The organism is Sphingomonas sp. PAMC 26617, from assembly GCF_000242835.1.
Classification (GTDB): Bacteria; Pseudomonadota; Alphaproteobacteria; order Sphingomonadales; family Sphingomonadaceae; genus Sphingomonas.
In genome coordinates this window covers 3,516,752-3,529,539 of sequence record NZ_JH594425.1, presented here as the reverse complement: position 1 = coordinate 3,529,539, position 12,788 = coordinate 3,516,752, and the positions used below count along the sequence as shown (strand labels likewise).

At 66.8% G+C, this 12,788-nt stretch carries 14 protein-coding genes and 1 tRNA gene; 11 read left to right on the top strand and 4 right to left on the bottom strand.

All coding sequences use genetic code 11. The features are described 5' to 3' along the window. The first annotated feature begins 143 nt into the window (after positions 1 to 143). The gene (locus RH91_RS23495) at positions 144 to 272 is read left to right on the top strand and encodes a hypothetical protein (protein ID WP_269724661.1); all 129 of its coding nucleotides are present in this window, start codon (positions 144 to 146) and stop codon (positions 270 to 272) included. A gap of 90 nt (positions 273 to 362) precedes the next feature. Here the strand turns inward: RH91_RS23495 and RH91_RS15475 are convergent. Then, positions 363 to 452, bottom strand: a tRNA-Ser gene (locus tag RH91_RS15475). A 112-nt stretch (positions 453 to 564) separates the two neighbouring features. Here RH91_RS15475 and RH91_RS15470 point away from each other — a divergent pair. From RH91_RS15470 to mazG, 10 genes are all read left to right on the top strand, one after another. Then, positions 565 to 1,593, top strand: coding sequence for a lytic murein transglycosylase (locus RH91_RS15470; RefSeq protein ID WP_029623939.1), 1,029 nt, complete (start codon positions 565 to 567; stop codon positions 1,591 to 1,593). A 1-nt stretch (position 1,594) separates the two neighbouring features. Then, entirely contained in the window at positions 1,595 to 2,386 is a 792-nt protein-coding gene (locus RH91_RS15465) for an SPOR domain-containing protein (RefSeq protein ID WP_232283530.1), read from the top strand. 19 nt (positions 2,387 to 2,405) lie between these two features. Continuing rightward, positions 2,406 to 3,578 carry a D-alanyl-D-alanine carboxypeptidase family protein gene (locus tag RH91_RS15460; RefSeq protein WP_010163836.1) on the top strand — a complete coding sequence of 391 codons (1,173 nt, stop codon included), beginning with the start codon at positions 2,406 to 2,408 and terminating at the stop codon, positions 3,576 to 3,578. A gap of 4 nt (positions 3,579 to 3,582) precedes the next feature. After that, positions 3,583 to 4,215 (top strand): dTMP kinase, encoded by a 633-nt coding sequence (tmk, locus tag RH91_RS15455; protein ID WP_010163835.1) that lies wholly within the window; start codon positions 3,583 to 3,585, stop codon positions 4,213 to 4,215. Beyond that, positions 4,212 to 5,189: a DNA polymerase III subunit gene (locus tag RH91_RS15450; protein WP_010163833.1), complete on the top strand. Its 978-nt coding sequence runs from the start codon at positions 4,212 to 4,214 to the stop codon at positions 5,187 to 5,189. Before tmk ends, RH91_RS15450 begins: the two co-directional genes overlap by 4 nt. A gap of 39 nt (positions 5,190 to 5,228) precedes the next feature. Then, a complete protein-coding gene (gene metG / locus RH91_RS15445) occupies positions 5,229 to 6,767 on the top strand; it encodes a methionine--tRNA ligase (protein ID WP_010163831.1) in 1,539 nt (512 codons plus the stop codon). Continuing rightward, positions 6,768 to 7,544: a TatD family hydrolase gene (locus RH91_RS15440; protein ID WP_010163830.1), complete on the top strand. Its 777-nt coding sequence runs from the start codon at positions 6,768 to 6,770 to the stop codon at positions 7,542 to 7,544. Beyond that, the gene (locus tag RH91_RS15435; protein WP_010163829.1) at positions 7,541 to 8,305 is read left to right on the top strand and encodes an MBL fold metallo-hydrolase; all 765 of its coding nucleotides are present in this window, start codon (positions 7,541 to 7,543) and stop codon (positions 8,303 to 8,305) included. The genes RH91_RS15440 and RH91_RS15435 overlap by 4 nt, the downstream gene beginning before the upstream one ends. Then, positions 8,302 to 8,475 (top strand): hypothetical protein, encoded by a 174-nt coding sequence (locus tag RH91_RS22870; RefSeq protein WP_198283271.1) that lies wholly within the window; start codon positions 8,302 to 8,304, stop codon positions 8,473 to 8,475. The genes RH91_RS15435 and RH91_RS22870 overlap by 4 nt, the downstream gene beginning before the upstream one ends. An 87-nt stretch (positions 8,476 to 8,562) precedes the next feature. Continuing rightward, positions 8,563 to 9,306: a nucleoside triphosphate pyrophosphohydrolase gene (mazG, locus tag RH91_RS15430; protein WP_029623938.1), complete on the top strand. Its 744-nt coding sequence runs from the start codon at positions 8,563 to 8,565 to the stop codon at positions 9,304 to 9,306. Positions 9,307 to 9,409: 103 nt separating this feature from the next. On the opposite strand, the gene hflX is transcribed toward mazG, so the two are convergent. The 3 genes from hflX to ntrX all read right to left on the bottom strand — a co-directional run bounded on the left by hflX (position 9,410) and on the right by ntrX (position 12,786). Continuing rightward, the gene (gene hflX, locus RH91_RS15425; RefSeq protein WP_010163827.1) at positions 9,410 to 10,702 is read right to left on the bottom strand and encodes a GTPase HflX; all 1,293 of its coding nucleotides are present in this window, start codon (positions 10,700 to 10,702) and stop codon (positions 9,410 to 9,412) included. A 9-nt stretch (positions 10,703 to 10,711) separates the two neighbouring features. Continuing rightward, positions 10,712 to 11,278, bottom strand: coding sequence for an RNA chaperone Hfq (hfq, locus tag RH91_RS15420; protein ID WP_269724692.1), 567 nt, complete (start codon positions 11,276 to 11,278; stop codon positions 10,712 to 10,714). Between the two features lie 134 nt (positions 11,279 to 11,412). Continuing rightward, positions 11,413 to 12,786, bottom strand: a complete 1,374-nt coding sequence (gene ntrX / locus RH91_RS15415) for a nitrogen assimilation response regulator NtrX (RefSeq protein ID WP_010163824.1) — start codon at positions 12,784 to 12,786, stop codon at positions 11,413 to 11,415. Positions 12,787 to 12,788 lie beyond the last annotated feature (2 nt).

The window sequence follows — 12,788 nt, the reverse complement described above, 5'->3', positions numbered from 1 at the left end:
ACTTGTACCCGGAGACGATTTACGTCGCCTCCAGGGGAGGGTCGCGTGGATTTGTTCTCCGACTGCCAGGCGGCCCTCCAACAGGAAAACGTCCGTCACGAGGCGGGCGTCATCGGCGGCGAGCCGTGTCGAGGGGCCAGATCGTGACAATTGCCAGGCGTATCGTTGGTGTGTTCGGAATGTCGCTGCTGATGCTCGTGTCGCTGGTGATGCTCGCGCTCGCCTTCCTCCTCATTCACGACGGCATGGCACCGGGGAATAGCGTCGGATGAGGTCTGGCAGGCGGGCGTAAGCTCCGACCTGCCCGTGCGTCCGGCCTGCAAGGACTTCGGAACGCACAGCGTAGGCCGCGACCCCAGCTCTGGCGGAAGAGGTGGGATTCGAACCCACGGTGAGCTTGCACCCACGACGGTTTTCAAGACCGTTGCCTTAAACCACTCGGCCACTCTTCCGTTCACCCCCGCTTAGCCAGCGTCTGGCGAATTGTGCAAGAGGCACGGGCTTTGGGGCTTCATGCGAAAGAAGCGCTGTGCCAAGGTCCAGGCCATGCGGGGTATCAGCAAAATGAGGGCGCGGATCGTCGGCGGTGTCGCCGGGGTTCTAGCCTGTGTAGCGGTGGGCGGGTCTGCGAACGCGCAGGATGACGCCGGATTTCAAACGTATCTGACGACGCTGCGGGCGCAGGCAACGGCGCGCGGGGTGAGCCGGGCGACGCTGGATGCGGTGCTTCCGACGCTGACGTTGAACCAGCGCGTGATCGAGCTCGATCGACAGCAGCCGGGTGGGCCCTCCATCGCGGCGATCCCGAACTTCGCGCCCTATCAGGCGCAGCATGTCGGCGCGGCGATCATCTCGCGCGGGCAGGCCGCCTATGTTTCCGAACGCGGGCGGCTGCAGCGGATCGAGCAGCAGACCGGCGTTCCCGAATCGATCATGGTCGCGATCTGGGGGCACGAGACGAGCTACGGCCTCGTAATGGGCGGGTTCGACCTGCCGCGCGCGCTCGCGACGCTGGCCTATGAGGGGCGGCGGCGCGACCTGTTCGCGGACGAATTCATCGCGACGTTGCAGATGATGGACCGCGGCGTCCCGCGGTCGCAGCTCGTCGGCAGTTGGGCGGGCGCGACCGGTGGGCCGCAGTTCCTGCCCTCCGTGTATCTGCGCCTCGCGCGCGACGGCGATGGCGACGGCCGCGCGGATATCTGGACGAGCAGTGCGGATACGCTCGCGTCGATCGGCAATTATTTCAACAACGCGGGCTGGCGACCGGGCGAGCCGTGGGGCTTGGCCGTCGCGGTCCCGATGGCGTTCGACCGCAGCCAGTTGACGACGCGGCTGGTCTCGCCGCGTTGCCCGCGCGTGTTCCAGCGGCACAGCGCGTGGAAGACGATGGCCGAATGGCGCGCGCTTGGGCTGGTGCCGCAGGCGCGCGGCTGGCCCGGCGATCGCGTGCTCGCGACGCTGATCGAACCCGACGGCCCGGGGCAGACCGCCTATTTGCTCACCGGCAACTACCGCGTGATCCTCGATTACAACTGCTCCAACTTCTACGCATTGTCGGTGGGCTTGCTTGCCGACGCCGTGGAGCGGTGAGATGAGCCTCGGGGGCGCAGTCGTGCTGCTGGCGCTGGCAGGACAGGCCGACCCTGTTCTCGTCGGCACTGGGCCGCGCGCGACCTCGAGCGAGATTCCGACCGATTCGGTCGGCTATGCCGCCGCGATGGTGCCGTTGCCCGAGGGGCCGTTCGCTTCTGCGATGATTGCGGTACGGCATCCGACGCTGCCGGCGGGAAGCTTCGTCGAAGTGACCGCGCTCGACACCGGGCGGACGATCATCGCGCAGGTGCTCGGCGGATCGGCGGAGGGGGCGGTCGTCGCCCTATCGCCGGGCGCGGCGCGGCAATTGGGCGTTGGCGACCGTGCCGCCTTGCGCGTGCGCGAGGTGACTCCGAACGCGCAGGATCGGGCGATCCTACTCGCGGGCAAGAGCGTTGCGCCCCGGCTCGACGCGCCGCCTGCGTTGCTTGCGGCGTTGCGCCGGCGGTTGCCGGGCGGGAATGGTGTTGCTCGGGGAACGACCGTGCCGGTTACCGTCCCTTCGGCCACACCACCATCGGCAAAACCCGCAGCGCCCGGTCACGCGATCCGCAGGACTCCGTCCCCTGTCAGGGTAGCAAACGGCGTGATCGTGATTCAGGTCACCGCTCTGTCCTCGGCACAGCGTGCGACGGCGCTCGCGCAGAAGCTCGGCGGGCACGTTTCGGCCGGCGGCGGGCTGTACCGCGTGCAGCTTGGGCCCTATGCGGATTCGGCAACCGCCAAGCGCGCGCGTGACGGCATCGCCCGGGCTGGCTATGGCGACGCACGCATTCTCCATTCAAACTAGAAGAACGAGAGCCAACATCATGTCATCCCGCTGGAACTGGACCGCCGCCACCGCCATCATCGCGATCGCGGCCACGACGCCTGCGCTCGCCAAGCCCGATTTCCAGACTCCGGCTCCGGTCGCCTATCTGACGGATCTTTCGTCGGGCGCGGTGCTGTACGAGAAGGACGCCGACCGGCGCATGCCGCCCGCGTCGATGGCCAAGATGATGACGGTCTACGTCGCGTTCGAGATGATCAAGTCGGGCGAACTCAAGCTCGACCAGACCTTCCAGGTCCAGCCCGAAACGTGGCGCAAATGGCATAGCCAGGGCTCGACGATGTTCCTGTCGGCGGGCGAGAATGTCAGCGTCGAGAATCTGCTGAAGGGGATCGTCACGCTGTCGGGCAACGATGCCTGCGTCGTGCTGGCGGAAGGCATTTCGGGGACCGAGCAGACCTTCACCGAGCGGATGAACCGCGCGGGCGCGAAGCTCGGGCTGACCAACAGCCATTTCGGCACGTCGAACGGCTGGCCCGATGGCGGCGTAACCTATGTCACCGCGCGGGATCTCGCCAAGCTGGCCGCCGCGACGATCCAGCATCACCCGACGTTGTACAAGCGCTTCTATTCGCTCCCGAGCTTTACCTGGGGCAAGACGCTTGGCGGCGCCAAGCCGATCGACCAGGCGAACCGCGATCCGTTGCTCGGCCGCGTCCAGGGCGCGGACGGGCTCAAGACCGGGCACACCGAGGAAGCCGGCTATGGCTTCACCGGCTCGGCCGAGCAGAACGGCCGTCGCCTCGTGATGGTGATGGCGGGCCTCGGCAGTTCGGGCCAGCGCTCGGATGAGTCGGTCAAGTTCATCAACTGGGGCTTCCGCGCGTGGCAGGCCAAGCCGATCGTCGCCAAGGGCAAGCAGGTCGAGACCGCCGAAGTCCAGATGGGCAGCGCGCGCACCGTCGGGCTGGTCGCGCCGACCAACCTGACCGCGACGCTCCCCGCCGGGGTCGCCGCCGACATGACGCTCAAGGTCGTCTATCAGGGGCCGATCAAGGCGCCGATCAAGGCCGGGCAGCATATCGCCGATCTCGTCGTCTCGACCCCGGACATGCCGCAGCAGCGCCTGCCGCTGGTTGCCGCGACCGACGTTGCCGAAGCGGGCTTCTTCGGTCGCGCCTGGGCCGGCCTGATGAGCCTGTTCGGCGGCTGATACGGTGGCGGTGACCGGACGGTTCCTGTCGCTCGAGGGCGGGGAGGGGGCAGGCAAGTCGACGCAGGCGCGCCTGCTCGCCGCCGCGCTCGCCGAGCGCGGGATCGATGCGCTCGTCACGCGCGAGCCCGGCGGGAGCGAGGGGGCGGAGGCGATCCGTAGCCTCTTGATGGAAGGCGCAGTGACGCGGTGGAGCGCGCACAGCGAGGCGTTGCTGTTCGCCGCCGCCCGCGCCGACCATGTCGAAAAGACGATCCGCCCCGCGATCGGCGCAGGGCGCTGGGTGATCTGTGACCGCTATCTCGACAGCAGCCGGGCGTATCAGGGGCTTGCGGGCGGGATCGACGATGCCGCGATCCTCGCACTGCATGGCTTCGGGTCGCGCGGGCTGCTGCCGGATCGCACGTTCGTGCTCGAACTGACGCCAGAGGAAGGTCGCGAGCGGGCGGCAGTCCGTGACGGTGCGGCGGCGGATCGGTTCGCGGCGCGGGGGGCGGCGTTTCATGCCGACGTCGCCACCGCGTTCCGCCGGTTCGCCGAGCACGAGCCCGAGCGGTTCCGGATGATCAACGCGAGTGCCGATATCGCGACCGTTTCCGCCGCGATCCTCGCCGACCTCGCCGATTTGCTGCCATGACACTGCCGATCGGGAATGATCCGGCGCATGCGGCGTTTGCCGCCGCGCTCAGGAGCGGCGCGCTGCACCACGCGTGGTTGTTCGCCGGACCCGAGGGGATCGGCAAGGCCAGTTTCGCGCGCGCGGCGGCGGTGCGGATGCTCGCGGAAGGCGCGGGGGCGGACCTGCCGCCGGGCTTCGATGTTCCGGAGAACGACCGGACGCGGACGCTGATCGCCGCCGGGTCGCACCCCGATTACCGCGTGCTGACTCGCCAGCCCAAGGAAGGCGACAAGACCGGGCTCGATCTCGCGCGGAGCATCCCGATCGCGCAGGTCCGCGCGCTCGGCCCGATGTTCGCGACGCGACCGTCGATGTCGGATCGTCGCGTCGTCATCATCGATGCGGTGGACGATCTCGAGCGGCCCGGCGCTTCGAACGCGCTGCTCAAGAACCTCGAGGAACCGCCGCAGGGGACGATCTTCCTGCTGGTCAGCCATGCACCGGGGCGCCTGCTCCCGACGATCCGCTCGCGCTGCCGGACGCTGCGCTTCGATCCGCTGAGCGATGCGGCGATGACGTCGGTGCTCGGCGCGCTGCTGCCGTCCGCGGACGAAAGCGAGATTGCCGCGCTGACTCGCGTGGCGCAGGGGTCGCCCGGCCGCGCGATGGGGTTCGCCGGGCTCGATCTCGCCGCGCTCGACCAGGCGCTCACAGCCATCGCGCGCGACGGTGATCCGACCAATGCGCGGCGGGGCAAGCTGGCCAAGGCGCTGGCGCTGAAGGCGGCGCAACCCCGCTACGAAGCGTTTCTCGACCGTGCGCCGGCGTTCATCGCGTCCGAAGCCCCGGCACGACAGGGCCAGCGGCTGCGCACCGCGCTCGAAAGCTACGATGCCGCGCGCGCGCTCTCGGCAAGCGCACGCGCGCTCACGCTGGATGCGCAGGCGACGGTGTATGAAATGGCCGGGATCGTCGCGCGGCTCGCCGCCTGAGGCCTTCAATTCACGCGCGCCTTGCTCTAGGAGGCGGCGATGGCCGATCCCTTTTATATCACCACCGCAATCAGCTACCCCAATGGCCGCCCGCATATCGGGCACGCTTATGAGGCAATCGCGACCGATGCGATCGCGCGCTACCAGCGCCAGCTCGGCCGCGAGGTCCGCTTTCAGACCGGCACCGACGAGCACGGGCTCAAGATGGTCCAGGAATCGCGCAAGCGCGACCTGACCCCGCGCGCGCTCGCGGATGAAATGAGCGGCTATTTCAAGCAGATGGCCGACGCACTCGATATTTCCTACGATCGCTTCATCCGGACCAGCGACGAGGATCATTATCGCGCCAGCCAGGCGATCTGGCGGGCGATGGAAGCCGCGGGCGACCTCTATCTCGACCGCTATGAGGGCTGGTATTCGGTTCGCGACGAGGCGTTCTACGACGGCAAGGAACTGGTCGAGGGGGAAGGGGGCGCGAAGCTCTCGCCGCAGGGCACTCCGGTCGAATGGACCGCTGAGGAAACGTGGTTCTTCCGCCTGTCGAAATACCAGCAGCCCCTGCTCGATTTCTTCGAAGCCAACCCCGATTTCATCCGCCCCGAGGCACGCCGCAACGAAATCCTGCGGTTCGTCGAGGGGGGCCTGTCCGACCTGTCGGTCTCGCGCACCAGCTTCGACTGGGGCGTGCCGGTTCCGGGGAGCCCGGGGCACGTCATGTACGTCTGGGTCGACGCGCTGACCAATTATCTGACCGGGGTCGGCTATCCCGACGATCTCGAACTGTATGAGACGTTCTGGCCGGCGCAGCTCCACATCATCGGCAAGGATATCGTGCGTTTCCATGCCGTTTACTGGCCGGCGTTCCTGATGAGTGCGAATATTCCGCTGCCGCGTGCGGCGTTCGGGCACGGCTTCCTGCTCAACCGCGGCGAGAAGATGTCGAAGTCGCTCGGCAACGTTACCGATCCGATGGCGCTGGTCGAGCATTTCGGGGTCGATGCGCTCCGTTACTTCCTGCTCCGCGAAGTCAGCTTCGGGCAGGACGGCAGCTATTCCGAGGAAGCGATCGTCACGCGGTGCAACGCCGATCTCGCCAACAATCTCGGCAACCTCGCGCAGCGTTGCCTGTCGATCATCGCCAAGGCGTGCAACGGCGTCGTACCGGACGCGGGCGAAGCGACCGAAGCGGAGACCGCGCTTGCCGACAGCGTTGCCGCGGCCGAACGCGGTCTGCATGACGCGATGAGGGATCTTGCGCTCCACACTGCTTTGGACTCGGTCTGGTCCGCCGCGCGCGACGCCAACCAGTATTTCGCGGACCAGGCCCCGTGGAGCGTCCGCAAGACCGATCCCGCGCGCGCCGACACGATCCTGTATCATGCCGCCGACGCGATCCGCCGGATCGCGATCCTCGCGCGCTGGGCGATCCCGGGCGGCGCGGACAAGCTCCTCGACCTGCTCGCGCAGTCCTCCGATGCGCGCAGCTTCGAGGCGCTCGGCCATCCGCTTGCGTCCGGGCTGACGCTGCCCGCGCCGAGCGGGGTTTTCCCGCGGCTCGAAGCCCCGGCGGAGGCATAGATGTTCGCCGACAGCCATTGCCACCTCAACTACAAGGGCCTCGCCGAACATCAGGGCGAGGTGCTCGCCCGCGCCCGTGCGCGCGGCGTCGAGGCGATGCTCAACATCGCGACGCGTGAAAGCGAATGGGACGCGGTGCTCGCCACCGCCGAGCGCGAGCCGGACGTGTGGGCGACCGTCGGCATCCACCCGCACGAGGCCGACCAGCATCCCGACGTCGGCACCGCGCGGTTGATCGAGCGCGCGCAGCACCCGCGCGTCGTCGGGATCGGCGAGAGCGGGCTCGACTATTTCTACGATCACAGCGACCGTGAGCGCCAGCAGGCGAGCTTCCGGGCGCATCTCGCGGCCTGTCGCGCGACGCAATTGCCGATCGTCGTCCACACCCGCGACGCCGAGGAGGATACCGCGCTGATCCTGCGCGAGGAACTGGAGCAGGGGGCCTTTCCGGGGGTGATCCATTGCTTCACCGCTAGCGGCGCGTTCGCTGATATCGCGCTGGACCTCGGCTTCTATATCTCGATCTCGGGGATCGTGACGTTCAAGAACGCGAAGGACCTGCAGGAGACCGCCGCGCGCCTGCCGCTCGACCGTCTGTTGATCGAGACCGATTCGCCATTCCTCGCACCCGTGCCGAACCGCGGCAAGACCGGCGAACCCGCCTTCGTCGCGGATACCGCAGCGTTCCTGGCTGATCTGCGGGGCGAATCGATCGAGACGCTCGCGGCGGCAACGCGCGAGAACTTCCACACCCTGTTCGCCAAGACGCGCGCATGAGGCTGCGGATCCTTGGTTCGGGAACGTCCTCGGGCGTCCCGCGGATCGGCAATGACTGGGGCGCATGCGACCCGACCAACCCGCGGAACCGGCGGACGCGCGCGTCCGTGCTGATCGAGACTGCGACGACGCGGATCCTCGTCGATACCGGCCCGGACATGCGCGAGCAGTTGCTCGCCGCCGACGCTTCGACGTTCGACGCGGTGATCTGGACTCACGACCATGCCGATCACACGCATGGCATCGATGATCTGCGGCAGGTCTTCCACGCGCTCGGCCGACCGGTGCGTGGGATCGCGCGCCCGGCGCTGAAGGCGCGGTTGCTCGACCGGTTCGGCTATGTTTTCAGCGGCCTGAACGGATATCCCAAGGTCGCGTCGATCGAGGATCTGCCGGACACGATCGTCATCGGAGACATTACCGTCCGGGTTGCGGACCAACCGCATGGCGGCACCCAATCCGCCGGTTTGCGGTTCGAAGGGGAAGGCGGCGTCATCGGCTATGCAACGGATCTCAGCGGGATGACCGAGGATATGGCGCGGCTGTACACCGGCCTAGACGTCTGGGTGGTAGACGCGCTGCGCGAGCGGCCGCATCCATCGCATCCCGATCTGACAATGGCGCTGGGCTGGGTCGAGCGATTGCAGCCAGGGCGTGTCGCGCTGACGCACATGGACCAGTCGATGGACTATGCAACTTTGGTGCGCGACCTGCCGGACGGGGTCGAGCCGGGCTATGACGGGCTGGTGCTGGAAGCATGAGCGCGTTCGTCACTGCGTTGTGCCTGATCCTGCCAATCGCGGCGCTTGCGTCGCGGCGGCTTCCGGTCAGCACGGTGGTGAAGCTCGCGCTGATGTGGACAGCGATCTTTGCGGGGCTCGTGCTGGTCGTCGTGATTTGGCAGCAGGTTATGAATTCGAGTCCGTCCTGACCGACTTCCTATCGAATATCATGCCCCATTTAACATAAGGTGTATTATCGGTCTTATGGATCGTCGGCTGCGGAAGGGCTTCTTCAGATGATCGAACGTCTCGTTGATATCATGGCCCGCCTGCGCGATCCGGCGACGGGTTGCGAATGGGACGTCGCGCAGGATTTCAGCAGCATCGCGCCGTACACGATCGAGGAAGCCTATGAAGTCGCCGACGCGATCGCGCGCGACGACATGGCCGATCTCAAGGATGAACTCGGCGACTTGTTGCTCCAGGTCGTATTCCATTCCCGGATCGCCGAAGAAGCCGGCGCGTTCGCGTTGCCCGACGTCATCGCGGCGATCAGCGACAAGATGGAACGCCGGCATCCGCAGATCTTCGGCGACACCCCAGACGGCGTCGATCATCAGTGGGAGCAGATCAAGGCTGCCGAACGCGCCGACAAGGGGACTTCGGGCGCACTGGACGGCGTGGCGATCGGCCTGCCCGCACTGCTTCGGGCGGAAAAGCTCCAGAAGCGCGCGGCGCGAACCGGGTTCGACTGGCCCGATGCGACGGGAGCGCGCGCGAAGATCGATGAGGAATTGCAGGAGGTCGAAGCCGCCGCTTCGCTCGACGAACGCGAGGACGAAATTGGCGATGTGCTGTTTTCCGTCGTCAACTGGGCGCGCAAGCTCGGCGTTGATCCGGAAGCGGCACTGCGGCGGGCGAACGGGAAATTCGAACGTCGTTTCAAGGCGATGGAAGCGGAAGCTGGGTCTGACTTCGAAGCGCTTGACCTCGACGGGATGGAGGCCTTGTGGGTGACGGTTAAACGCTTCGAAGCTTAGCGCCGCCGAGCGTTTCCGGTCCCTCTGTTACCCGTTCCTTTCCAGCGTAGTAAGGAAACCGGCGCTGTAGCCGGTTTCCCCGTTACCCTCGAAACGGGCAACTTCAGTCGTTGCGCTGGCAAAACCGCTCGTAATCCCGTTCCGCCATCCGCACTTCATAGACAGCCGTATCACCGTCGACCGTCTGCGCCGAAACCTCGCCATGCGCATGCAGCCACGCTGCGCCTGCGCCGTCCGCCGCATCGAGCGTGATCGCATATTGGCGATGGCTTGCCGTCAACAGACCCGCAACGGTATCGAGCAGGTCCGCGACCCCTTCCCCGCTCAGCGCCGACAACGCCACGACGTCCTCGCGCCGCGCCGCCTCGCCGATCATTTCCGCGCGCTCGTCTGCATCGAGCAGGTCGAGCTTGTTCCAGGCCTCGATCCGCGGGACCGACGCGTCGACCCCGATATCGCGCAGCACCGCCTCGACATCGTCCTTCTGCGCGATCGTGTCGGGATGCGCGATGTCGCGGACGTGGATCAGCAGGTCGGCGGATACGACTTCCTCGAGCGTCGCCTTGAAGGCAGCGACCAACTGGGTCGGCAGTTCCGAGACGAACCCGACAGTGTCCGACAGGATCGCCTTGTCGATCCCGGGCAGCGCGATCTGGCGCAACGTCGGGTCGAGTGTCGCGAACAGCAGATCCTCCGCCATCACGTCGGCACCGGTCATCCGGTTGAACAGCGTGGATTTGCCCGCGTTGGTATAGCCGACCAGCGCGATCACCGGCCACGGCGCACGCTGGCGCCGGTCACGGTGCAGCCCACGGGTGCGCGAGACCTGTTCGAGTTCCTTCTTGAGCCGTGCCATGCGGTCGCGGATGAGGCGGCGATCCGCCTCGATCTGCGTCTCACCCGGACCACCGAGGAAGCCGAACCCGCCGCGCTGGCGTTCGAGGTGGGTCCAGCTCCGCACGAGGCGGCCCGCCTGATAATCGAGATGCGCGAGTTCGACCTGCAACCGCCCCTCGGCGGTCGCAGCGCGTTCGCCGAAAATCTCGAGGATCAGACCGGTTCGGTCGATCACCTTGGCGGAGAGTGCCTTTTCGAGGTTGCGCTGCTGCACCGGCGTCAGGCTCGCGTCGAACACGACGAGCTCGGCTTCGGCCATCCGCACTGTCGCGGCGAGCGCCTCGAGCTGACCCTTGCCGATCAGCGTCGCTGGCTGCAGCGCGCGGACCTTGACCGCGACGCGGTCGACGACCTCGACGTGGATCGCCATCGCAAGCCCGGCAGTCTCTGCCAGCCGGGCATCGGCATCGCGCGACGAAGCACCCGTGTCAGGGTAAACAACGACGGCCTTGGCACCGCGCGCTACGTCGTCGCGGTCGCGTTCAAATCCTGTGGTCAAAAACGGTCCTCAATCTTCGTCGGAACCCGCTGTTTCATCAGCGAGATTAAGCGGATGCGCGGGCTGGATGGTCGACACCGCATGCTTGTAGACAAGCTGCGCCATGCCATCGCGCTGGAGCATCATGCAGAACAGGTCGAACGCGGCGATCTGCCCCTGGAGCATCACGCCGTTGACCAGGAACATCGTCACGCTGTCTTCGGACTTGCGCACTGCGTTGAGGAAGATCTCCTGCAACAGCGGCTGCTTGCGCTGCGCTTCGCCGATCGCATTGACGATCGCGTCGACGTCGATCGTGTTCGCGGGCATGATCGTCGAGATCGCGTGCTTGTAGATCAGCTGCGACTGGCCGTCGCGGCGCAACAGCACCGAGAAATTGTCGAACCACGTCACGATTCCCTGCAGTTTCACGCCCTTGACGAGAAACATCGTGATCGGTGTCTTGGTGCGGCGGAGCGCGTTGAGAAAGAGGTCCTGGAGCGAAGTCTGTTTGTCGGCCATCGGTCGATCCTTGTTCTTGGCGGGTTTGCCCGCGGCGCGCCGGTGCCCGGCGTCGGATAGTCTGGAGGTGCTAATCTAGGGATGCGGGTGCGCTTCGTCCACTGGAGCGCAACGACTTTATCTGGCGGGCGGCAGTCGGCCAGCGCGCAAAAACCCGCTGACCGTTGCGCACCCACGCCAACGGCACCGCCCTCCCCTGGTGTACCGTCCTAGTCTTCGCGGACTTCGGTGATCCCGAGCAGCTTGAGCTTGCGGTGCAGCGCCGAGCGCTCCATCCCGATGAAGTTGGCGGTGCGCGAGATATTCCCGGAGAACCGCCGGATCTGCACCCGCAGATACTCGCGTTCGAAACTCTCGCGCGCTTCCCGCAACGGCGCGCCCATGATCGCGGTCGCCCCGCTCCCCATTTCACCGGGATCGCCGAGGATGTCGGGCGGCAGCATGTCGACGTCGATCCGCGCGAGCCGGTCGCCCGGTGCCATGATGATCGTCCGCTCGACGATGTTCCGCAACTGGCGGACGTTGCCGGGCCATTCGTAGGATTGCAGCGCGACCATCGCATCGGGCGCGACCTGCGGCGTGGCGACACGACGTTCGGAGGCATAATGCGCCATGAAATGGTCGATCAGCACCGGAATATCCTCGCGCCGCTCGGACAGGTTGGGAAGCGTGACGGGAACGACGTTGAGCCGGTAATACAGGTCCTCGCGGAACCGCCCCTGCTCGATCTCGTGCGTCAGGTCGCGCGCGGTTGCCGAGACGACGCGGACGTCGACCTTCACCACCCGCTGCCCGCCGACGCGGTTGAACGCCTGCTCGGTCAGCACGCGCAGGATCCGCCCCTGCGTCGTCAGCGGCATGTCCGCGATCTCGTCGAGGAACAACGTCCCGCCATGCGCCTGTTCGAGCAGCCCGGAGCGGACGAGTTGCCCCCCCTCCTCCACGCCGAACAGTTCTTCCTCGACTCGCTCGGGCGTCATCCGTGCCGCGCTGACGACGACGAACGGCGCGGTCGCGCGCTGGCTCCAGCCGTGCAGCAGCCGCGCGGCGACTTCCTTGCCGACACCCGCGCCGCCCATGATCAGCACGCGGCTTCCGGTCGACGCAACGCGCTTCAACGTCGCGCGGACGCCGTTGATCGCGGTCGAGCTCCCGGTCAGGTCGTTGTCGCGCCCGACGCTTGCGCGGAGACTCGCCACCTCGGCACGAAGCCGTTCGGTCTCGGTCGCGCGCGCGACCATTAGCAACAGGCGTTCCGCCTCGAACGGCTTTTCGATGAAATCGGCGGCACCGCGCCGGATCGCCGCGACCGCGGTATCGAGATTGCCGTGGCCCGAGATCATCAGCACCGGGATCGACGGATCGCGCCGCTTGATCTCGTCGAGCAGTTCGAGCCCGTCGAGCCGCGACCCGTGCAGCCACACGTCGAGCAACACCAGCGACGGCCGCCGCACCGAAATCGCCTCCAGCGCGGAATCGCTGTCGCCGGCCACCCGCGCGTCATAGCCTTCGTCCTCGAGGACGCCGGCTACTAGATCACGGATATCGCGTTCGTCATCGACGACGAGGATGTCGAGGGGCATGG

Coding starts and splice junctions, on each gene's coding strand:
- RH91_RS15440 (WP_010163830.1), top strand. CDS start 6,768: ATGTTCGCCGACAGCCATTGCCACCTCAACTACAAGGGCCTCGCCGAA.
- RH91_RS22870 (WP_198283271.1), top strand. CDS start 8,302: ATGAGCGCGTTCGTCACTGCGTTGTGCCTGATCCTGCCAATCGCGGCG.
- RH91_RS15465 (WP_232283530.1), top strand. CDS start 1,595: ATGAGCCTCGGGGGCGCAGTCGTGCTGCTGGCGCTGGCAGGACAGGCC.
- mazG (WP_029623938.1), top strand. CDS start 8,563: ATGATCGAACGTCTCGTTGATATCATGGCCCGCCTGCGCGATCCGGCG.
- RH91_RS15470 (WP_029623939.1), top strand. CDS start 565: ATGAGGGCGCGGATCGTCGGCGGTGTCGCCGGGGTTCTAGCCTGTGTA.
- RH91_RS15435 (WP_010163829.1), top strand. CDS start 7,541: ATGAGGCTGCGGATCCTTGGTTCGGGAACGTCCTCGGGCGTCCCGCGG.
- RH91_RS15450 (WP_010163833.1), top strand. CDS start 4,212: ATGACACTGCCGATCGGGAATGATCCGGCGCATGCGGCGTTTGCCGCC.
- metG (WP_010163831.1), top strand. CDS start 5,229: ATGGCCGATCCCTTTTATATCACCACCGCAATCAGCTACCCCAATGGC.
- ntrX (WP_010163824.1), bottom strand. CDS start 12,786: ATGCCCCTCGACATCCTCGTCGTCGATGACGAACGCGATATCCGTGAT.
- RH91_RS15460 (WP_010163836.1), top strand. CDS start 2,406: ATGTCATCCCGCTGGAACTGGACCGCCGCCACCGCCATCATCGCGATC.